The organism is Candidatus Eisenbacteria bacterium, assembly GCA_018831195.1.
Taxonomy (GTDB): domain Bacteria; phylum Eisenbacteria; class RBG-16-71-46; order CAIMUX01; family JAHJDP01; genus JAHJDP01.
Genome location: JAHJDP010000031.1, coordinates 1 through 20,615, shown reverse-complemented (window position 1 = coordinate 20,615; position 20,615 = coordinate 1). Strand labels below are relative to the sequence as shown.

The 20,615-nt window shown below is 55.6% G+C and carries 18 protein-coding genes; 7 read left to right on the top strand and 11 right to left on the bottom strand.

Annotated features, from left to right (window positions below):
• Positions 1–70 precede the first annotated feature (70 nt).
• The gene (locus tag KJ970_05715) at positions 71–1,246 is read right to left on the bottom strand and encodes a hypothetical protein (protein ID MBU2690406.1); all 1,176 of its coding nucleotides are present in this window, start codon (positions 1,244–1,246) and stop codon (positions 71–73) included.
• 347 nt (positions 1,247–1,593) lie between these two features.
• Between KJ970_05715 and KJ970_05710 the strand changes: the two genes are divergently transcribed.
• Positions 1,594–3,015, top strand: a complete 1,422-nt coding sequence (locus tag KJ970_05710) for an APC family permease (GenBank protein ID MBU2690405.1) — start codon at positions 1,594–1,596, stop codon at positions 3,013–3,015.
• Positions 3,012–4,103, top strand: a complete 1,092-nt coding sequence (locus KJ970_05705) for a squalene/phytoene synthase family protein (GenBank protein ID MBU2690404.1) — start codon at positions 3,012–3,014, stop codon at positions 4,101–4,103. Before KJ970_05710 ends, KJ970_05705 begins: the two co-directional genes overlap by 4 nt.
• A gap of 32 nt (positions 4,104–4,135) precedes the next feature.
• Here the strand turns inward: KJ970_05705 and KJ970_05700 are convergent, their stop codons facing one another.
• The 5 genes from KJ970_05700 to KJ970_05680 all read right to left on the bottom strand — a co-directional run bounded on the left by KJ970_05700 (position 4,136) and on the right by KJ970_05680 (position 9,691).
• Positions 4,136–4,630: a hypothetical protein gene (locus KJ970_05700; GenBank protein ID MBU2690403.1), complete on the bottom strand. Its 495-nt coding sequence runs from the start codon at positions 4,628–4,630 to the stop codon at positions 4,136–4,138.
• A gap of 57 nt (positions 4,631–4,687) precedes the next feature.
• The gene (gene glmS / locus KJ970_05695; GenBank protein MBU2690402.1) at positions 4,688–6,532 is read right to left on the bottom strand and encodes a glutamine--fructose-6-phosphate transaminase (isomerizing); all 1,845 of its coding nucleotides are present in this window, start codon (positions 6,530–6,532) and stop codon (positions 4,688–4,690) included.
• A 59-nt stretch (positions 6,533–6,591) separates the two neighbouring features.
• On the bottom strand, positions 6,592–6,849 hold the full coding sequence (locus tag KJ970_05690; GenBank protein ID MBU2690401.1) for a hypothetical protein: 258 nt from the start codon (positions 6,847–6,849) through the stop codon (positions 6,592–6,594).
• A 205-nt stretch (positions 6,850–7,054) separates the two neighbouring features.
• Complete coding sequence (locus KJ970_05685; protein MBU2690400.1) at positions 7,055–7,780, bottom strand: hypothetical protein; 726 nt, start codon at positions 7,778–7,780, stop codon at positions 7,055–7,057.
• Between the two features lie 192 nt (positions 7,781–7,972).
• Positions 7,973–9,691, bottom strand: a complete 1,719-nt coding sequence (locus KJ970_05680; GenBank protein ID MBU2690399.1) for a glucose-6-phosphate isomerase — start codon at positions 9,689–9,691, stop codon at positions 7,973–7,975.
• 215 nt (positions 9,692–9,906) lie between these two features.
• Here KJ970_05680 and KJ970_05675 point away from each other — a divergent pair, with 215 nt between their 5' ends.
• From KJ970_05675 to KJ970_05665, 3 genes are all read left to right on the top strand, one after another.
• Entirely contained in the window at positions 9,907–10,887 is a 981-nt protein-coding gene (locus KJ970_05675; GenBank protein ID MBU2690398.1) for a threonine/serine dehydratase, read from the top strand.
• Complete coding sequence (locus KJ970_05670) at positions 10,884–11,495, top strand: glycosyltransferase (GenBank protein MBU2690397.1); 612 nt, start codon at positions 10,884–10,886, stop codon at positions 11,493–11,495. The genes KJ970_05675 and KJ970_05670 overlap by 4 nt, the downstream gene beginning before the upstream one ends.
• 1,204 nt (positions 11,496–12,699) lie before the next feature.
• Positions 12,700–13,926, top strand: a complete 1,227-nt coding sequence (locus KJ970_05665) for an ATP-binding protein (protein ID MBU2690396.1) — start codon at positions 12,700–12,702, stop codon at positions 13,924–13,926.
• A 253-nt stretch (positions 13,927–14,179) separates the two neighbouring features.
• On the opposite strand, the gene KJ970_05660 is transcribed toward KJ970_05665, so the two are convergent.
• Together KJ970_05660 and KJ970_05655 are read right to left on the bottom strand one after the other, a co-directional pair.
• Positions 14,180–14,398 (bottom strand): hypothetical protein, encoded by a 219-nt coding sequence (locus KJ970_05660; protein ID MBU2690395.1) that lies wholly within the window; start codon positions 14,396–14,398, stop codon positions 14,180–14,182.
• Between the two features lie 368 nt (positions 14,399–14,766).
• Positions 14,767–16,014: an AAA family ATPase gene (locus KJ970_05655; GenBank protein ID MBU2690394.1), complete on the bottom strand. Its 1,248-nt coding sequence runs from the start codon at positions 16,012–16,014 to the stop codon at positions 14,767–14,769.
• 260 nt (positions 16,015–16,274) lie between these two features.
• On the opposite strand from KJ970_05655, the gene KJ970_05650 reads away from it, so the two are divergent.
• Positions 16,275–17,369, top strand: coding sequence for a DDE-type integrase/transposase/recombinase (locus KJ970_05650; GenBank protein MBU2690393.1), 1,095 nt, complete (start codon positions 16,275–16,277; stop codon positions 17,367–17,369).
• A gap of 296 nt (positions 17,370–17,665) precedes the next feature.
• Here the strand turns inward: KJ970_05650 and arsB are convergent, their stop codons facing one another.
• Genes arsB through KJ970_05635 form a run of 3 tightly spaced genes read right to left on the bottom strand, consistent with a single transcriptional unit; the run spans position 17,666 to position 19,650 of the window.
• Complete coding sequence (arsB, locus tag KJ970_05645) at positions 17,666–18,853, bottom strand: ACR3 family arsenite efflux transporter (protein ID MBU2690392.1); 1,188 nt, start codon at positions 18,851–18,853, stop codon at positions 17,666–17,668.
• Between the two features lie 3 nt (positions 18,854–18,856).
• Positions 18,857–19,309, bottom strand: coding sequence for an arsenate reductase ArsC (locus KJ970_05640; GenBank protein ID MBU2690391.1), 453 nt, complete (start codon positions 19,307–19,309; stop codon positions 18,857–18,859).
• A complete protein-coding gene (locus tag KJ970_05635) occupies positions 19,285–19,650 on the bottom strand; it encodes a metalloregulator ArsR/SmtB family transcription factor (GenBank protein ID MBU2690390.1) in 366 nt (121 codons plus the stop codon). The genes KJ970_05640 and KJ970_05635 overlap by 25 nt, the downstream gene beginning before the upstream one ends.
• 192 nt (positions 19,651–19,842) lie before the next feature.
• Here KJ970_05635 and KJ970_05630 point away from each other — a divergent pair.
• Positions 19,843–20,615, top strand: a 773-nt coding sequence (locus KJ970_05630) for an IS630 family transposase (GenBank protein ID MBU2690389.1), incomplete at its 3' end; no start/stop codon positions are given.

Genomic DNA, 20,615 nt, shown 5'->3' with positions numbered 1-20,615 from the left:
GCGACAACAAAGATGTCAAGCCGGCGCCCGGGTTCTGTGAGTCCGGGCGTTTGGCATGCAAGAATGCAGGCTATTGCGGCGGCAGAAGAACAATCCGCCGGACTTCCTCGCGGTTCTCTGATCTCGCCTGAACCCAGTAGACACCGGCTTGCAACGACCGGCCCTCTTCATCGGTGCGATTCCATTCCAACGAGGCGCCCGGAGAGAGTTCTGAAGAATCAAACCGTCGAACACGGCGTCCGGTGACATCAACAATATCCAATCTCCAGGATGAATCACCGGGAAGCTGGAAGCTCATGGTGGGGCCCGCGCAGGGGTTCGGAGAGATCCTGAATTGGTCCGATGAGCTTTGCGATGGCTCCTCCACGCCGGATGTCTCTGGTTGCAGAGAGAGACTCACCCATTGACCGGTCCATGCATTGAAGCCGAAAGCCTTTGTCTCGGTCCAGATCAACCCGACCTCGCCGCCGGCGACGCCTCCAAGAAACGACTGATCGCTATTTATGTTAAACCAATCGTTCAGGACGCCGCTGTAGGCCAGGGCCTCATTGTCACCCCAGATCAAACCGATTTCCCCCGATCCCGCGGCGCTGATCCCTTGAACCCCCTCCAGACCAAGCGGTATCCAAGCGCCGGGGGGCGTCGCGTCAAAGGCATAGACACTGGCATCGGTCCAAACAAGCCCCAATCCGTCGGAGGCAAGCCCGCCAACCGCTCTTTCCGGCAGTTGGATCGTAACCCAAGCGCCTGTTCCCGAGCTGTAGGCCAAGGCGCGCACATTTGTCCACACAAGAGCGAAATTGCCGGCCGAACCGGCTCCGATCACCCGCTCTCGATAGGACATCGGCTCGACATTCCATTGAGCCCAAATCGTTGCGACGGCAAAGCAGTTGTTCGCCGTCCAGCAGACCGCGGTGGCCGACTTGAGATCCCATCCCAGGAGGTTTCCAAGATAGTGGTGGGGCACCCAGTTATTACTGATCGGATTGTAGGCATAAACATTCTCATCCGTTATGAAGAGACCCAGATAGTCGCTGAGAAGATGGGTCATCACGCTTCCGCTGTAGTTGAGGGATGACCAATGTCCCGTCTCCGTGCTGAAGGCATGCAGCATCGCAGCATCTTCGATAACGGCGATTTTCCCCCGGGCGTCTCCATCGGCGGTGGCGTGAGAGGGTGGGAAGAGAAAGAGGAGTATCAAGATCAGGGCGGCGTAGAATGGCCTCAGATGGGTGGGAATCCTCATGGGGACCTCCAGGTGCAATACCGATTGGCTCCAGCTACTTGCCGGAAGTGAAAGGGGATACCCGGCTCCAGCTGGCGTTTAGCCGCTGTCATGTCTGGCCCCTGAGGGCGCATCTGCGCCACCATAATAGACGGTTTTCTAGGGTCTCCACAAGAACCTTTCGGTCGGTTTGCCCATCGCTGAAGAGGTGATTTTCTTGTTGCGGATAATGGCGCCGCCGATGAGGTGAAAATCGTTTCGGGGCGGTCCCGCGGCTGTTTCGCGGGATCATTTCTTGACCTAGTATCGGGGCATCCAAATCTGTGCGGACCGCCAGAGGCCAGATAATGAAACCGGGAGAGGTCAGGATGGGTGAACTCCGTCGTGTCATGGGCTTTAGAGATCTGGTCCTCTTCAACATCGTTGCGATTGTCGGATTACGATGGGTCGCCCTCGCCGCCGCCGGAGGACCTTCCTCTCTCTCTCTTTGGGTTTTGGCGCTGATCGCTTTCTTTATTCCGCAGGGAATGGCCGTTGCGCGTCTCGGCTCCGCGATACCCGAAGAAGGCGGCGTCTATGTTTGGTCGCAGCGGGCCTTCGGCCCGCGCCATGGGTTTATCGCCGGATGGTGCTATTGGGCCAACAACATTATCTATTATCCGACCCTGCTGGTCGCCCTCGCCGGCTTCGCTTCATTTATCGGGGGGGATGCGACCCGGCCGCTCGAGGGCAGCACACTCTATGTTGTTCTCTTCTCACTCGCCGTTCTCTGGATCGCCCTGGGGGCGAACATTCTCGGCCTGAAGACGGGGCGCTGGATACACAATTTGGGCGGGTTGGCGGCATGGATCCCCGCCCTGCTGCTGGTCGTGCTCGGATTTCTCGCCTGGGTGAAATATGGCCCGGCGAATACGATCACCCTCAAGAATGTTCTACCGGATTTGGGTAGCCGCGATACAATCTCCTTCTTTGCCGAGATCTGCTTTGCCTTTGCCGGATTGGAGCTGGCCGCGGTCCTTGGGGGAGAAATCAAAAATCCCCGCCGCAATCTGCACCGGGCTATGATTGTTTCGGGGATCATTATTACCCTGATCTACATTCTCGGAACAGCGGCGATCCTGGTTGCCGTCCCCGGTTCAGAAATCAGTATCATCACCGGTGTGCTGCAGGCGATCGCCTCGGTCGGCGCCAAAGTCGGCGCGCCGGGGCTCGGCGGAGCGGTCGCCCTTCTCATGACTTTGGGCGGCATCGGTGGCGTCGGCGCCTGGCTGGGCGGTTCAGCCCGTATCCTCTTTGTCGCCGGGCTTGAGAAGTATCTCCCGGAATCCCTGGGACGTGTGCACCCCCGCTGGGGTTCCCCGCATGTCGCCCTGCTCTTTCAGGGTATCCTCGCCTCCTTCTTTATCATTGCCGGATCTCTCGGCGCCGGTCCGCAGGAAATCTATATGGTGCTCGTCGACACAACGCTCCTTGTCTACTTCATCCCCTACTTATACATGTTTATCGCGCTGATCCGCTTGGATAAAGGGATCCGCGGGATGGGGGGAAGTTCAAAGGTTCTGGATTTGCCCGGCGGTCGTCTCGGTGTCTGGTTTTGCGGATTGCTGGGTTTCGCCGCCGTAACCCTCGCCATGATCCTGGCGATTCTTCCGCCGGGAGGAAGCGCGAATCCGAGCTTGCACCTTATTAAAGTTGCCGGCGGAACAGCGCTCTTTATCATTTCCGCATTGATTCTCTATGAGCGCGGCCGGAAACGAGCGGAAACGCGCGGAAGCGGAGCGGCGACGTGAGCGATTTAAAATTCTGCAAGCGGATGCTGCCCCGGGTCTCGCGGACCTTTGCCATGGCGATCCGTGTTCTGCCGCCTGCCCTGGGTCGCCCGGTACTGCTGGCCTATCTCCTCTGCCGGATCGCCGACACGATCGAAGACGATACATCGATTCCCGCCCCGCTTCGAGTTGAGGCGCTTAAACAATACGCCGATGCGGTGGAGGCGCTCTGCGGGTCGTGGGATCCCGAGGTGAGCGCTTTGTTGGATGAGAAGCTGCGGGCTCTCGCTTCACAATCCCGATTTGTTGAGGCGGACGAAGAGACCCGTCAGAGTTGGTCGCTTGCCGTCGAATCAGCCCGCGTGATTCTGTCCGTCAACCGGCTGCCTTCGGAACAAAAGAAACTCATCGCCGGATGTGTCGGTGAGATGTCGCGCGGCATGGCGGCCACTATCTCCCGCGAAGTTATGGTGATCGACCCCGCGATGCCGGTCGTCTGCCGGCCTCTGATCGGCGCGCTGGACAACGAGAACGAGCTTGTACAATATGCAGATTGTGTTGCGGGAACGGTCGGCCGTTTCTTACAGCAGCTCTTCTGTGCGCAATTGGGTTTGACGGATGGGGATCGGCGCCGGGGGTTGGAGCGGACGGCCTTTCACTTCAGCCTCGGCCTCCAGTATACAAATATTGTCCAAGATATTGTCGCCGACCGGGCACGGGGGTGGTCCTATGTGCCCCGCTCCCTGGCCTCTTTTCACGGCTTGGCCGTGGAGTGCCTGCTCGATCCCGCGGCGCGGGAATCCTCTTTGGAAATTGTGAAAGATTTGATCAGGAAATCGCTGGATCATCTTGAGGGTGCGCTGGAATTCACTCTTCTCATTCCGCGCTCGGCTCCCCGCATCCGTCTTTTCTGCCTTTGGCCCCTTTTTCTCGCCCTCTCAACACTCAAACGGGCTTGGGACAATCCCGAGGTGTTGGAAGCGAAGGTCAAAATAGGGCGCGGGGAAGTCCGCCGGCTATTGCGGGCGACGTCCCTGCGGTGCCTGGGTGAAGGGGCGCTGCGCCAGCTCTACCGGCGCGAGTCATTGTGGGCGCCCACGCAGCCATAACCGTGGGCTTCTCTGAATCCCAGTAGATCTTTCTACTTCTTCGCATTCTCCAAGGCTTGATAGGTCCATTCCATGAGCCGGCGCAGAATCGGCTGGTAATTTTCGGGAAACGCCGATCCGTCGCCCTCGACATGAATGTTCCCGCGATCCTTATCGGGATGGAAGTCGATCACAAAATGAAAATCATCGAAAGCCTTTGAGTTGAATGGTCCATTTGCAGGTTTCACAACGGCGCTCACCGAATCGATGAAAGAGGTGAGAACCTTGGTCTCCATCTGCATGCGCCCGGAGCTCTCCATCACTTTGTCGCCGGCGCGTGCTTGTCCATCGGTGTAAAGCTCGAGCGATCTCTGGAATCCGGCCACGCCCCCGGTCCATGTGAAGATAAGTATGGGGGCGGTATGGGCCTGCTCAATCGGCCCGCTTTTTTCCGGCCGGTTCGCCGAATTTTCCCTCGATCCGCCACAGGCGGACAGGGCCAAGAGACACACCGGCAGCATGAGCAGGCTGAGTTTTGGCAAATTCACCGATCCCTCCTCGATTGGCGCCTGCGGTTTACTACTCCAGGCGACGGCTCCGGTTGACTACTCCACCGTAACACTCTTTGCGAGATTGCGCGGCTTGTCCACATCGCGTCCCAGCGCCACGGCAAGATAGTAGGCAAGCAGTTGGAGCGGGATGACGGTCAGGATCGGAGTGAACGGCTCCATCGTTTCGGGAACGAAGAAAACCTCTTCCGCGTATTTGGTAATCTCTTGGTCGCCGGCGGTGGCAATGGCGATCACCGTACCGCCGCGCGCGCGCACTTCTTGTATATTTGCCAGCACCTTTTCATAAAGAGCGTCCCGCACGGCGATCACCACGACAGGTACGCCCTCTTCAATCAGGGCGTTCGGACCATGTTTCATCTCTGCGGCCGAGTATCCCTCGGAAGGGATATAGGTCAGCTCTTTCATTTTAAGAGCGCCTTCAAGGGCGACGGCATAGTGCGGCCCCCTGCCCAGGAAGAGAAAATGGTGTGTGTTGCTGAGATGTTTGGCAAGGGCGGCGATCCGGCCCGCTTGTTCAAAACAGCCGCGGATCTTGTCGGGAAGGATTTTGATCTCATTGATGAGATTCCGTCCGACTTCGGGCGATAGGTGCCGCATCCGGCCCAAATCGATAGCGATCATCTCGAGGGCCAGCAATTCCGAGGTAAAGCATTTTGTTGAGGCGACGGCCACCTCCGGTCCGGCATGGATATAGACACCGCCATCACTCTCTCTGGCCAGGGAAGAGCCGACGCCGTTGCAGATCCCGCTGACATTGCCGCCGCGGATCTTGATTTCGCGAAGAGCGGCGAGTGTGTCGGCTGTTTCACCCGATTGGCTTACGGCCAGGTAAAAGGTTTCTCGATCGACCACGGGATTCCGGTAGCGGTATTCGCTGGCGATATCGACCCGGCAGGGAATTCGCGACAGGTTCTCAAAAATATAGGAAGCGGCAAGGCCGGCATTAAACGATGTCCCGCAGCCAATGATTTGTATGCGTTTGACATTTAATGCCTCTTCGCGCGACCAGGACAATCCGCCCAGTTTCACCGTGCCGAATTCGGGAACGAGGCGGCCCAGGAAACACCGTGTGATCGATTCGGGCTGCTCGAAAATCTCCTTTAACATAAAATCGGGAAAATCCTTCTTCTCGATCGCTTCGAGATCCCAGGGAATCTCCTCGATCGGTTTTTCAACCTTGCCCCGGTCCAGGTGCCGTGTCTGATAGGTCGAGGGCGTCAGATGAGCCATCTCGCGGTCTTCGAGGAAAAAGACCTGGCGTGTATAGGAGACAAGCGCGCCGACATCGGAGGCGACGAACATACCGCGCTCGCCGACACCGACAATCAAGGGACTCCCGTTCCGCGCCGCGATGATGTGTCCGGGGCAATCAGCCGCGATGACGGCGAGGCCGTAGGTTCCTTCAACAAGAGCGAGAGCCTTCCCAACGGATTCCTCGAGCGCGTCGGCGTCGCCGCGGCGGCCCGAGGCTTTGTAAAAGTGGGCTATCAGATGCGCGATCACTTCGGTATCGGTCTCGGTTTCAAAATGAGCGCCTTGGCGCTGAAGTTTCTCTTTCAGGAGATGATAATTCTCGATAACCCCGTTATGTACAATCGCAACGATCTTTTCGGGATCGGTATGCGGATGGGAGTTGATGTCGGTCGGTTTGCCGTGTGTCGCCCACCGGGTATGCGCGATGCCGGTTCCGTCCGTCAATGGTTTCAGAAAAGGCTCCAATTGATGAACACGGCCGGCGCGCTTCGTGATCTTCAGGCGCTTGCGGTGGATAATCGCAACACCCGCCGAATCGTAGCCGCGGTATTCAAGACGCTTCAGACCTTCTATGAGGATTCCAAGGGCCGGGCGATTCCCGACATATCCGACGATGCCGCACATTGTTGCTTCCTTTCCGGCCGCCTGAAGGAGATCCGCCGCGGCCTTGAACCGTCATTCAGTTATCCGTAAATCATCCGGCGGATTTTGCGGATCGAGACATCCGGCGCCCGAAAGCGCCAGTTCTCAAGATCCTTCTGAATCCGGGAAAATATCTCTTCATTATGAAGCCCCATTGTCCGGCGGTATTTTAAGTGCCGGCTGCGGATGAATTCCTCGAGAGTTTGGTTATAAAGAGCTCGGACTTCGTCGAGGAGGCGGGGGATTTTCTCCCGCGGCCATCCCAGGGCTGAAGCCAGATGATCCAGGTCTTCTTCCATTGTCCCGGTGGCGGTTCCTTTGGCTTGGCCTCATAACGGTCTCTTTCCCAGAGGTTGAGATCGATACGCCTGATCCCCCTGGGGACTCACAGCTCAACCCTATTCCCATATAGGAGTATCGTCAATTGATTCGAGAGGAATAGTGGGTATTACGCTGTATATTTGCCCAAATATGGGCAAATAGTGGCCAACAAGGAGTTTTACCTCAACGATAGAGCGATTTTATGGATCCCCAGGTCGCTTGGTTGGCGGCGGTCGGGTGGACCCCCGCCACCCAGCACTCATGAATGCCGAGATTCTTACACTCTTCAAAGGGGGGCAGGATATTCGGGTGGTGCCAACCCTGCGGCCATTCCGTGGCAAGGGGGGAAATATTCGTTCTTGGATCTCCTACGCCGGGACCGTCTTCATCGGCCGCCAGAAACCACCCGTTTTGTTCATCCGGCCAGTTTCCCCAAAATCCGGCGAAATGCAAATCGCCGGTATCACAATTAACCTCAACTTCATGTGCTGAGAATGTAGGCCAGTAAGCCGGCATGTCTATGATTTGATCGGGAATCAGGCAGCGGACATTGCCGGGGTTCCCGGCATCATATTCCCAAATGTAGGCATCCAATGATTGGCCGGCCCAGTCTCCGGTCTGGGTGAACCAAAAGGCAAGACTGCGGACCCATCCCTGGGGGAAGCTCTCCGCCCAAGCCCCATAGTACGGCTCCAAGGCTCCGTCATGGGACCAGGCGTATCCGTTCTCGAAAGACCCGTCGTCATTTATCAGATACTCAAATGGAAGCTCACAATCCCTGCCCGTTTCGCTTTCGATAAGGATCGTATTGGTGGAGAAACCCAAATCAAGGGCGTCGCCGGCCGCTTCCATAGTAAGTGCCGCCGGAATCAGCATACTGAGAAACAAAATTGGGATTGCCGCTTTCATAGGATCCTCCATGTCGACATGGTCTTGCACAACACAGCAGGTGAAACCGGAACAAGCTTCAATTTTGCGAATACGAAATGGGAAAGTTTTATATCCTTGAAGACGCAAGGAGGATATCACATGGCGGCCGGCCGGTCAACCGTGAGGCCGTCAAACGCGGGTCTTCCATTCGGTTTTCAACGCGGCGCTATCTCAACTCAGGCCTTTTAAAATCGTTTCCAATCCGGCGAAGAGGCGATCTCCCAAGTGGATACGCAATACCTTGCGCCCGGCCCTGCGAAGAGCTTCCCCGTCGCCGAGGGCCTGCGCCGCCTTGAGAACGCCGAAGGAAATTGAGGAGGCGTCGGATCCTATTTCGTCGGGTATCGGGACATCTTTACGGGGGTCGGATGTGAATTGCACAAAAAGGCCGTTTCCCCGGTCTCCTTTGTGTAACTGACCGGTGGAGTGCAGATAGCGGGGTCCGTATCCGGTCGTAACGGTCATATTGAATTTTGAGCGTATGCGTGCGGCAATGTCGGTCAGAAACTGTGTTGTCTTGCCGGTCGGCTCAAGATAGGCCTGCAAAGCGATATAGCTATGCGGTGAACTCTGCATCAAAAACCCGCGCAGATGCTCGATCCATCCACCGCAGGGTTCACCATCACCAAAGAGCTGAAGGCCTTCTTCCTGTAAAAGAGGTTCCGATTGCGGCAGCGCGCCCTCCCTCATATAAGCGTCGACCATTTCCCGCGCCGCTATTTTCGCCGATTCCACATCGGGTTGATCGAATGGCTGAATCTCCAGGCAATGTCCGGCGACGGCCGTCGCCATCTCCCAGAGAAAGAACTGCGCGCCGAGATCATATTCATCCTTCAATAGGATGCGGATCCAGGGATGCTTTTCCCGCAGGGCTTTCTCATACCCTCCGGCGGGACAAAGCTCGTGCTCGAGACGCATTTCCACAAAAACACGGTCGTCACTATACATTTCCGGCGGTCCGGCCGGTTCGCAGGCGACCGGCAGGATTCCCCGTCCGTCTTTGCCGGTGCTTTCAGCGATGAGTTGTTCAACCCAGGCGCCGAACGGCGCCAAAACCGGTGATAGGAGGAGGGTCATCTTATCGCGGCCGAGGCGCGCCAGCTCACCGAGGACCGCGCCCAATCGGGCGCCTGGATTAAACGTCGTCTCTCCGTCGGCGCCGCAATGCCGGGCCATATCGATGGCGCGGTCCAATAGCTTGGCCGGATCAGCCCCGACCATCGCCGCGGGAACGAGTCCAAAATGTGAAAGGACGGAAAAGCGCCCGCCGATGTTCGGGTCGTTCAAAAAGATTCTCCGGAATTTGAGTCGGGTCGCCATCTCCTCGAGCATCGATCCTTGATCAGTGATGGCTATGAAATGTCCACCCGCCGCGACGGTTCCGATCTTTTTGACGGCGTGCCGCCAGAAATGTTTAAAGAGTGAAAATGTCTCAACCGTCGATCCCGATTTTGTGGAGACGATATAGAGGGTTGTCGCCGGATCGTACAACTTTGTCTCATGGTGTATGGCGTCGGGATCGGTCGTATCCACAACGGTGAGAACGGTCGAGAGCGGGGAATGATTTCCAAAAACCTTGCCGAAGACTTCCGGGGCGAGCGACGAGCCGCCCATCCCCATGAGGATGGCATGCGTACACCCATCCCGCCGAAGATCCCCGATGGTATCCTTGATCCCGGGAATCGCTTCCCGCATTCCCGCGGGGGAGAGGAGCCAGCCTAAACGGTTGGTGATCTCCCTGGGATCGGGTTTCCAAACCGTATGATCAAAAGACCAGATCCTCGGAAGTATCTCCTCCGCCGCCATATCATCGAGGACCTCGCCGATCCCTTTGGTATAGGGACCTAAATCAAACGTGAGATTCTCCTCATTAAATGTGGAAAGGTTCATCCTGATCCTCCGGCCGCGGTCGATCCTCGTGACTAGGCAAATAAAGAGCATGAAACGGTCTTCCTCAAGGATCATTTCCACCCCCGGCGCTGTTTCTCAGCAAATTCCATTCTCCGGCATTTGGCCCGCTGCTGGGCTTGGTGTAATCTGTTCACCAAGACGGATTGGGAATTCTGCGCGCCATCGGGATCAAAACCTCTTCGAGGGATGACAGCATGCTCGCGTATCAAGATGTTGTGACGGCTCATCAGCGGATCCGGAAATATATCCATAAGACGCCGGTGGTCACCTGCCGCGCTCTGGATGACCTTGTCGGCTATCAGGTTTCGCTGAAGGTGGAGGGTTTGCAGCGGGGTGGGTCATTTAAAGTCCGCGGTTCGACAAACGCCGCCCTGACCCTCAGCGAAGAAGAGCGGAAACGGGGGATCATTTCGCACTCCTCGGGGAACCACGCACAAGGTGTCGCCCTGGCCGCTCAGACGGTCGGATCGACCGCCCTCATCGTCATGCCTTCCGATGCGCCGATCCCGAAGCGGGAGGCGGTGCTCGGTTACGGCGGCGAGATCTATCCGTATGACCGCCGTTCCGGCGATCGGGCCGCCATCGCCTATAAACTGGCCGATGAGACGGGGCGCGTCATGCTCCCGCCCTTTGACGATGAGCGCATCATGGCGGGGCAGGGAACCGTCGCGCTCGAGTTTCTAGACCAGGTTTCGGCGTTGGACGCCATACTTGTGCCGATCGGCGGCGGCGGATTGATCTCCGGATGCGCCACGGTGATCAAGCACCTCAAACCCGCATGCCGTGTCTTTGGGATTGAGCCGGAAGCGGCGGATGACGCGCGTCAATCGTTGGAGAAAGGGGAGCGTGTCACCATCGCTGAGCCTGACACGATCGCCGATGGATTGCGGCCGCATAGTCTCGGTGTCAAACCGTTTGAAGTGATCCGGGAAAGGGTTGATCAAATTCTAACAGTGACGGATGTCGCCATAGCGCGCGCGTTGCTCTTTTTGTTTCAGCGGGCGAAGCTGGTCGTGGAGCCATCGGGCTGTGTCGGCGTGGCGGCGTTGATGTCGGGCGCCGTTCCGATGCCGGCGAGCTCAAAGATCGGCGTCGTTCTATCCGGCGGGAATCTCGATCCGGCGCTGATGCCGTTGTTTTTAAGAATCGCCGAAGAGGGTGCGGATCGCCCGTGAAGATCTGCCATATTGTTAAAGATCTCGAGACGTGCGCGGCGGCGGAGCGGGTCGTGAAAACCTGCGAGGAGCTGCACGGAAGAGGTCACGAGATTGTTCTGGTCGCGGGTGGGGATCGTGATGCTGATAGCGCGCTGTGGGCCCGGGCGCGATCGGGCGGCTACCGGCTTTTTCGGATGAAGGAACTCAGCGGCGGCGCCCACCCGTTCCGCGGCATCTGGGCGGGAGTGCTTCTTGTTCGATTGCTGGCGCAGCTTCAGCCGGAGATGATACACACCCACGGGCACCAGGCCGGCCTGCTGGGAAACCGCGTTGTCAAACGGTTGCCGGATCCTATACTTGTACATTCGTTGCTCGGGTCTGAGTTGAAGCAGGATCGTTCGCTGTTCGGCCGATGGCGTTATCGGCGCTGGGAGCGGGAATGCATCCGCCGCGCGGATGCAACGGTCTGCGCGGGGAAGGATTGTGCGGCGGCTTCGTTCAAGATCGGCGTCGTTGAGAACAAATCCCTGCATCCAGCCGAGAGCACTGAAGAGCTGGAGAGTTTGTATCGAAGTTTGCTTCCGGATTTGGGGGAGGAACCGCCGGCTGATACTATTGCCACCTGAAAAATCCGGAAGCCTTGGGCTTCTGGAACGACTGGCGCAAGGCGCTAGTGCTCGTTGAAGCGGAAACCGTCATCCGGTGGCATCGCCGGGGATTCCGGCTCTACTGGAGATGGAAGAGTCGAGGACTAGGGAGACCCAAGGGGGCTGCTGAAGTTTGCGATGGAGAACGGTGCCCGCCGCGCCCTGATTCGGTTGGAGAACAAACGAGTGTTCCTGGAATTCTCTGGCGACGTTGTTGAGAGGGTGGCCCCGGCGTTTTTTCAGACCCGTTGATGGCTTGTCAGAAGGTGCTGGGAGCCTTGTAGTCACCATTTCTTTCGCACCTTGGCCATCCTCCGGGTCTGGTCTGCAAGTTGAACAAACTCTGTCTGCTGGCTGCAACCTAAGTTGACAAAAGTGCCGCGGACGATCTCGCCAATAAGCATTCAACACCCCTCACGCCCGAGCTGTCCCCCGCCAGCCACCAAGAGGATGATACCCGATCTCGAAGGTGCCGGATAGCTCGCCTTGTAAGCCTTCCCTGATCCGTCCCCGCCACAAACCCCATCTCAAACGCTCCGCCAGGGCTGTCTTCCTTACACAATACGCCCTCCGACCATCTTTCCGAGCAGACCTCTTCCCCGAACTCGACCGGAAATCCCGGTAAGGCCAGCATCCAGCAAGAACCTGGAAAGAGGCACATCGGCGTTAATCAGGTGGGTTCCCTACGGAGGCGGCCGGACCCAGGGATACAGATCACCATCACCTTCATCAGGCCCGCGAGCGCGTCAACATGCATGGGCTGGTGAAAATGCAGGTTTGGTGCCGCAACGAAGGTGGAGATTGCGACCGATGGAGAGCTTCAGGAAAGACAGCTATAATTCCCGCGCTTGCGGGTATGGGTTTGCCGGAATGTAAATCCACGCCATCGTCAGAGGATTTCTCGATCGACGATCCTGGGGCGTGGAGGACCTTCTCCCACCGCATCCCACATCAACACCTTGGGCCTGGAGCCCGACGATCTGGGCACCGGATATGGGGTGCCCAAATGGCAGTACTGGGAGGAGACGTGCGAATCAAGTAGGATTAATTCTATATAAGACTAGCTTTTAATAATATTTCGAAAGCTGTCTATTTTTCAGTCCATTGAAAAATGGACGCGCCCATTTTTCACACTACTGAAATATAGACTTGACTATTTTTCAGTGCATTGCATTATTGTCACATGCTTAGACGAGAGCCTTATAGCCGTATCTGGGATGAGCTTTCCGCTGAGAAGAGCCTGGTCTTTCTCGCCGGTCCACGACAATGCGGGAAAACCACCTTGGCACAACTGATCGCTGAGAGGTTTACGAACAGCATTTATTTCAACTGGGACATCCTAACCGACAAGCAAAAACTCATTGAGGATCCTTTCTTCTTCCAAAATATCGTTCGGAGTGATGACTCGAAGCCCCTCATCCTTCTCGACGAAATCCATAAATACAAAGATTGGAAAAACTATCTCAAGGGCGCATACGACAAATTCAATGATGAATATCTTTTCCTCGTTTCGGGAAGCGGCCGGCTGGATCTCTACCAGAGGGGGGGCGACTCGCTCGCAGGTCGATACTACCTGTTTCATCTGTGGCCCCTCACCCTTGCAGAGCTACACAGCCAGAATAGAACACTGGCTCAATTCAGAAAGAATCCTGTCCAGGTCTGTGAAAGCCATCCATCATCCTTTGATTCAACATGGAAGCGGCTGGCCGCCTACAGCGGCTTCCCGGAACCCTATTTGGCGGCAAAGATGACGACATACCGCCGCTGGACAAACACTTATCACAGGCAATTGATCCGGGAGGATATCCGGGATCTGACAGATATCAGAAACATTGAAGATTTGGAAATCCTTTTCTCCTTGTTGCCGTCAAAGGTGGGATCGTCCTTATCAATTCCGAGCCTCGTGACAGATCTAAAGGTCTCGTATAACACGGTAAAGAATTGGCTCGCCATTTTGGAGCGCTTCTATCTGACTTTTACCATAACCCCTTGGACAAACCAGATAACACGCGCAATCCACAAAGACCGAAAATCTTATCTCTTCAACTATGCTCAAATTGAAGACGAGGCGGCGAAGTTTGAGAATATGGTTGCTCTTGAGTTGCATCGCGCTATTTCCAATTGGAATGACATGGGATACGGGGACTTTGGATTGCATTTCATTCGAACCAAAGAGGGCCGCGAAGTAGACTTTCTCCTATCTGAAAACCGCAAACCATTTCTTTTAATTGAGACGAAATTTGGGGATGACTCGCCATCATTAAACTTAAAGCGTTATCAGGCGGCGTTGAGCGTCCCTGCAGTGCAGCTTGTCGAAAAGGCAAAGGGATTCAAGCGGCTCACAAACGCCGGCTATCCTTTGCTAATCGCTCCGGCAACATGGTGGATTCCGAACCTGCCGACTGTCTAGAATTTACGATCCCAGAGTTATTGAATTAGCGGATTACCGCATGGCATTCAAAAGATTACTTGTCCAAAGAAAACTATTCAGGCTGGATACGTTTTTATTCGGCCTAAGATTCAGAATATTGTCAAGCTGTCTATACGAAGCAAAGACAACAAAAGAAATTGCTTACCTGCTCAATGTTTCCAGGAAAAGTGTACAGAATCTGAAATACCCATTCAAAAACAGGTTGGCCAATAGGAAATTCCAACGCCCCTTTTTACCCCAGCCCGCCCTCGCGCAGCAGCCACCAGAATGATAACCGGTCTCGAAAGTATTGAAAAGACTGCTCTGAGAGCCTTTCCTGACCTGTCCCCCCTGCGAATCCCCACTCATCCGGTCCATGATGGCGTCTTCCCTGCACAATAATACCCTCCGATCGATCTCCCCAGACATACCTCTCCCCCGAACCCAACCGGAAATCCCGATCAGGCAGCATCCTGCACGATCCTGGAAATAGGAACATTTACATTAATCGGCGGATCCGCTATGGAGGCGGCCGGATCCAGGGATCCGGATCAGCACCTTCCGCTGCGCCATTATCTTCGCGGATGGAGTTTTCGCGGAGTACGGGCCAGTCCGCGCAGGAAATCCAGGGGTGTACAGCTAAGATCAGCTCCACCCTTGGATTTTGGGGTAGCACATCAGACAATCCCATAAGGACTGCGGGGCGAAGTAATAGTCAACCGGCGCAAGAGCTCGTGATTCGAAGCGGAGGATGCTCGGCGGGACTTATAGCGAATTGACTGAATTCTGACCAATCTAACGTTACTCATTAGTTTGGTCGGATCCGGACCTTTTGCTCTGTTATGCGGATAATCCTGGCGGTCCCTTAAGTAGAAACTCTTGCCATGTTATGGAGTCGATCCCGGCTCTTTTAGCAGCGTTTACATTTTCTTTCACGCAGATGACCAACGGTCGAAACTTTGGATGGCGGCGCACAAACTCCAAGAGACCTTTAAGATCAGCTATCTGGTACTTGCCCGATTTTACCTCAATAGCCCATTTGCCCCAACTTCCTTCGATAATACCGTCGGCCTCGAGCGGCTCCTCACGCCAGTAATAGAGTCTCTGGCCGGCATTCCAGGCATGAGCAAGACAAGCATTTTCAATCCAAGTTCCGAGACGTCGCGGATCCTTATCAATTTCACTCGCCCCGTCCGAATCAGCAATCGCGACTAACGCATTATTAAGAACCACCAGCTTGGGTGGTGATGAACGGCGCCGTGTCTCCCTCTCAGCATATTTCATTACCGGCGCGACTAAATACGCCTCTTCCAACAACCGGAGATAATTGGCAATCGTCTCGAGCGCCCCCCGATCCTGTAGTTGCCCCTGGATTTTCTGAAGAGATAAAATTTGCGTTGGCGAGGACGCTGCAATACCGAAAACTTGTCGGAGCAGTGCGGGTCTACGGATCGATGATAGAGCGAGAATATCGCGTCCTATTGCCGGTTCGAGAATCGCATCTCTGACATATGCCGACCATCGAGCCAAATCATCTCGATACTGATAAGCACCTGGATAAGATCCCTTCCTCACGACGAATTCGGCGGCCTCAATTTCTTCAATATCGAGAACCTGGCTAAACGAAGATGCAGACCAATGGGTTAATGTTAAACGCTCAAATCGGCCAGCAAGCGTCTCACGGGAACCGGAAAACAACCTTAGAGCTGAAGAACCTGTGGCAACAATATGTATGGGTGTTTTCTTTCGCCGGTAACGGTCAAAGTAACTCTTTAATTTGGCTGCCCAATCCTGAAGCAAATGTGCTTCGTCAAGAAAGATGACCGCTTTCTCTTGATCAGCCGCAATCTCTTCTGCTTTCACGAACATTCTCTCCCAAAACCCTGGGAGCGCCGCCTCTGGAGCATCCGCCGCTGCATAAACAGTTTGTCCCTCTAAGCCCTCGGCCAACTCGAGGAGCAAAGTTGTCTTACCCACCTGGCGGGGTCCGGACAGTAATTGGATGCGTCCAGGTGCCGGTTCGCTAAGCCTCTTGGCAAGCAGGTCCCGGCATTCGTGATAGCTGAGCCTGTATTCGTTTGAAATCATACTCGAATAATTATTCGAGTATGATCGACAGTCAAGTCAAATCTTTTCAAGGATTCTAGCTTCCTTATCCTTCTGTCTATTAATAAGTTATAAAGTCCTGTTGCCCCGGGACGACGAATCTGAGCCCACCCACATTGAGGTCTCCTCCCATTGTCGCCGAGGCTCCCCACCCCATCCCTCCCCTTTCCGGCCCATCACCCCATTGACAACCCCACCCCCTCTCTCCCATCCTGGCCGATTTTGCCGTCGAAAAATGACGGATGGAGAGATCGGTGGAATTCATCTTACAGCCTTGGCATCTTCTCCTGGCCGCCTTTGCCGGATGGGTTAATCGCGAGCAGCAAGCCGTGATCGATTATCTGCGCGCTGAAAATCAGGTGCTCAAAGAAGCGCACGGCAAGCGCCGGATCAAACTCAACGACAACCAGCGGCGGCGCCTCGCCGTTAAAGGCAAAGCGCTCGGCCGTAAAATACTCAAAGAGATCGGCGCCGCCTTCTCGCCGGATACGATTCTGCGCTGGCATCGCATGCTGATCGCGCGGAAATGGGATTATGTCGATTGCCGACAATCGCATGGTCGGCCTCGGATTATAAAAATAGTGGTCGACCTGATTCTTCGCATAGCCCGCGAGAATCCAACATGGGGATGCGATCGCATTCAAGGCGTTTTGGAAAACTTGGGTTACCTGATCGGCGATACAACGATCGGCAATATTCTCAAAGAACACGGCATCGATCCAGCCCCTGAACGCAAACGCCAAATGACCTGGGCGACCTTTCTCAAAGCTCATTGGGAAGTCCTCGCCGCCATTGACTTCACGACGATCGAAGTTTGGACCAAGGGCGGTCTCGTCACATACTATCTTCTCTTCGCCATCGAGCTTTCCACACGCCGTGTTCATTTCGCCGGCTGCACAACAAACCCTCATGAAGGATGGATCAAGCAGGTCGGAAGAAATCTCACCGATCCCGATGACGGATTCCTCCCCGGTCCGAACGATCTCATCATGGATCGCGATACGAAGTTCTGCGATTCCTTCCGCTCAATGTTAAGAAAAACCCAAGTCAAACCCGTGCGGCTCCCACCGCAATCACCGAACCTGAATGCCTATATCGAACGTTTCATGCGCAGCCTCAAAGAGGAATGCCTGTATCAATTGATCTTCTTCGGCGAGGGCTCCGTCCGCCGAGCCGTAAAGCAATTCCTCGAACATTATCACCGCGAACGAAATCATCAGGGTCTCGACAACCGACTGATCGACCCACCCGAATCGCTCAACAGACGGATGGGAAAGGTGCGCTGCCGCGAGAGACTCGGTGGCATCTTGAAATACTACTACCGCGATGCCGCTTGATCGGGATCAGGACTGCGGACACCAAATCTTTCACTTATAAACGCTGGGATAAATACGTCCAATAAGTCAAATCGGTCGATTCAAACCGTTGCCTATCCAGAAAATGGGCTTAATTCGACGACAAATCAGCTGAGTTGATAGACGGAATGGGTATCTGGAGAGGAATTTGGACTTCGATCGAGTTTTTGGACATTACGGGGTATTAACTCTCGGCAGAGCCCCCTGGAGATTTGACCGGCTGCGCGACGACTGAATACCCAATTGGCAGATCCGCCAGGCCGCTGACACCGTAAACTTCATTCCGCTCGAAACGCCCCCTGCGTTCGGAGGCAGAAGCGAACGAGCATCAGCATCACGGGAACTTCAATGAGAACCCCCACGACCGTCGCCAAAGCGGCTCCGGAGGAGAGCCCGAAGAGCATCACCGCCGTGGCGATGGCGACCTCGAAGTGGTTGGAGGCGCCGATCATGGCTGATGGAGCGGCGTCCCGGTAGGGGAGATGGAGCCGGCGGGCAAGCTCATAAGCCAGTCCGAAGATGAGTAGCGTTTGGACAAAAAGGGGCACGGCGATCCAAAGGATCGTCAGCGGATTCGAGAGAATGACCTCCCCCTTGAAAGAAAAGAGAAGCACAAGCGTGAGGAGCAATGCGCTGATCGTCACCGGTGTCAAAAGATGCAAAAACTTCTCTCGAAACCAGGTGTCTCCTCTCACGGTCACGATCCATCGGCGGGTGAGATAGCCCGCGATCAGTGGCAGCGCCACATAGACGGATATTGACAGTAGCAACGCCTGCCAGGGGACGGGCAGTTTGCCAACGCCGAGCAGGAATCCGCCGAGCGGGCCATAGAGAAAGAGCATGGTGAGTGAGTTGATGGCGACCATCACCAGCGTATGCCCGTCATTCCCGCGCGCGAGATAGCCCCAGACCAGGACCATGGCCGTGCAGGGGGCGATCCCGAGTAGGATGCAACCCGCGAGGTAGCTTCGCCAGAGAGGCACCTCGAGCATCTTGATGCCGTCCCTCAAAATCACGATTCCCGCTCCGTAGGTTTCTCCCACCGGAAGGTCGAGCCCAAGCGGCATCTTCACCTGATCCACCGCTTCGGGGCCGATGAATTTCAGAAAGAGAACTCCGAGGAAGAAAAGACTGATGGCGTACATTGTGAAAGGTTTGACGGCCCAATTGATAAAGAGGGTCAGCCCCACGGGCTTGATGCTTTGTCCCGCTTTGAGCACATCGGCGAAATCAATCTTTACCATGATGGGATACATCATAAAGAAGAGACAAATAGCGATTGGGATGGAGACAATCGGCGCCCCGTCGACGCGAATCGCCAATCCGTCAAGGGTCCGCGCGATTCCCGGCGCGACTTTGCCTAAGAGGATCCCTCCGGCGATGCAGAGCAGCACCCAGACGGTCAGGTAACGCTCGAAACTCCCAAGCCCTTTCGGTTCCTTTGTGATGCAGGCGTCGCCGGCCATGGTTCAATCCTCCTCAATCAATAGAGCATCGGGGAGTGTCTCCACGAAAGCTCGAATCTCATCCCGCACCCGGCGGTAGTGGGATAGTGCCTCCTCCTCGGTCGAAGCGGTTCCGGCGAGAGCGGGGGGATCATCAAAGCCGCGGTGAATCGTGCTCCCGGATCCGGGAAGAATCGGACATGTCTCGCGGGCGTTGTCGCAAACGGTTATGACGTAATCAAAGATTATACATTTGTACTCATCAACGTGCTTGGAGTGATGCTTTGAAATATCCACACCGGCCTCGGCCATGACCTTCACGGCGTTGGGATTCAGACCGTGGATCTTGGTTCCCGCGGAATAGGGATCCAGCGTGTCACCCTTGAGGGCGCGCGCCCAACCCTCCGCCATCTGGCTGCGGCACGAGTTGCCGGTGCAGAGAAAGAGCACTCTCAGCTTTGATTTGTGATCTTGCATAGGTCCTCTACCGGTCTTTTCAATATCACTTGAAGGCGCTTGGCGTCCTTCGCGACGATCGATTCTCCGACAACGGACGCATCCAGCCAACGAAGCGCCGTCTGCGCCCGCTTAGGTCCGCCGCGCCCGGTCCGCCGGTAATAGGCCCAGCGGCCCTCTTTGCGGTACTCCACGAGATAAGCCTGGCGCAGCACGCTCATGTGCTTGGATACCGTTGAGGCGGCCAGACCGAGCAGATCGACAAGTTGGCAGACACAAAGCTCCCGGCCCTTGAGCGCCAGCAGGATGCGCACGCGGTTGGGATCGGATAGCGCCTTCGCGACGTCGGTAAACTCACGCATGGGGGTCTCCTCTTGTGGTTATTTCGCCATGTGGCGAATCGTAGTCATGATAGCTCCTGCTTGTCAAGGGCCTGCCCGCATGCAACCCGCATAATTGCCGCGTAAGGCACCCATTCCATACTAGTGCAACGCCCTGAAAGTATTGGTACAGTCTAACGAATTGTGGTATAAGGTGCCTTGGGAGGGAAATCCATGGCACTGCGACTCACACGGAAAGCCCGAGAAGAACTGGAAGCGATGATCCGGCACCAATGTGGTGAGGCCCGACTATACAGACGAGCGCGAATTGTGTTATTGGCGGCGAGTGGTGAGAGCAAATCGTCGATCGCGCGGCAACTCGGAACGAACAGAACACGGGTCGGCGAATGGTTATACCGCTTCGAGCAGGACGGCGTAGAGGGGCTGCAGGATTATGAGAGGTGCGGTCGTCCAAAGACTATTTCTACTCCGGAGCGTCATCAGGTGATTGCTACCGCCTGTCGCTCTCCCCGGGAGTTCGGAATCGATCGTACAATTTGGACCCATGAAACTCTGAGGGAAGCTCTAATTTCAGCTGATCTTGTGCGCGAGATCAGTACCACGACGTTGGGAGCGGTCCTGGATGAAGCGGAGATCAAGCCACACCGGGTCAAGATGTGGTGTCACAGCAATGACCCGGATTATGAGAAGAAGATGTGGGCGATTGTAAGACTGTATGTGCGGCGTCCCAACGGAGAGCCGGTGCTGTGCATTGATGAGAAGACCGGCATGCAGGCCTTATCGCGTGCTCGAGATCTTCAGCCGGCGCAAGCACAAAGGGACGCAAGATTCGAGTTTGAATATAGGCGCAACGGAACACGCTGCCTGTTTGGCTGCTTTAATATCGGTACGGGAAGGGTTATCGGACGCTGTACGACAAGCCGGAAACGCGACGACTTCTTTTCCTTCATGGATCTGGTGGCGTCCGTGTATCGGCAGCGTCGTGT

What these genes read in the sequence shown, in the direction of transcription:
- KJ970_05680 (MBU2690399.1), bottom strand. Translation starts at nt 9,691, where the DNA reads ATGAACCTTTCCACATTTAATGAGGAGAATCTCACGTTTGATTTAGGT.
- KJ970_05690 (MBU2690401.1), bottom strand. Translation starts at nt 6,849, where the DNA reads ATGGAAGAAGACCTGGATCATCTGGCTTCAGCCCTGGGATGGCCGCGG.
- KJ970_05675 (MBU2690398.1), top strand. Translation starts at nt 9,907, where the DNA reads ATGCTCGCGTATCAAGATGTTGTGACGGCTCATCAGCGGATCCGGAAA.
- KJ970_05660 (MBU2690395.1), bottom strand. Translation starts at nt 14,398, where the DNA reads ATGCTGCCTGATCGGGATTTCCGGTTGGGTTCGGGGGAGAGGTATGTC.
- KJ970_05710 (MBU2690405.1), top strand. Translation starts at nt 1,594, where the DNA reads ATGGGTGAACTCCGTCGTGTCATGGGCTTTAGAGATCTGGTCCTCTTC.
- KJ970_05685 (MBU2690400.1), bottom strand. Translation starts at nt 7,780, where the DNA reads ATGAAAGCGGCAATCCCAATTTTGTTTCTCAGTATGCTGATTCCGGCG.
- KJ970_05715 (MBU2690406.1), bottom strand. Translation starts at nt 1,246, where the DNA reads ATGAGGATTCCCACCCATCTGAGGCCATTCTACGCCGCCCTGATCTTG.
- KJ970_05640 (MBU2690391.1), bottom strand. Translation starts at nt 19,309, where the DNA reads ATGCAAGATCACAAATCAAAGCTGAGAGTGCTCTTTCTCTGCACCGGC.
- KJ970_05635 (MBU2690390.1), bottom strand. Translation starts at nt 19,650, where the DNA reads ATGCGTGAGTTTACCGACGTCGCGAAGGCGCTATCCGATCCCAACCGC.
- arsB (MBU2690392.1), bottom strand. Translation starts at nt 18,853, where the DNA reads ATGGCCGGCGACGCCTGCATCACAAAGGAACCGAAAGGGCTTGGGAGT.
- KJ970_05665 (MBU2690396.1), top strand. Translation starts at nt 12,700, where the DNA reads ATGCTTAGACGAGAGCCTTATAGCCGTATCTGGGATGAGCTTTCCGCT.
- KJ970_05650 (MBU2690393.1), top strand. Translation starts at nt 16,275, where the DNA reads ATGGAGAGATCGGTGGAATTCATCTTACAGCCTTGGCATCTTCTCCTG.
- KJ970_05655 (MBU2690394.1), bottom strand. Translation starts at nt 16,014, where the DNA reads ATGATTTCAAACGAATACAGGCTCAGCTATCACGAATGCCGGGACCTG.
- glmS (MBU2690402.1), bottom strand. Translation starts at nt 6,532, where the DNA reads ATGTGCGGCATCGTCGGATATGTCGGGAATCGCCCGGCCCTTGGAATC.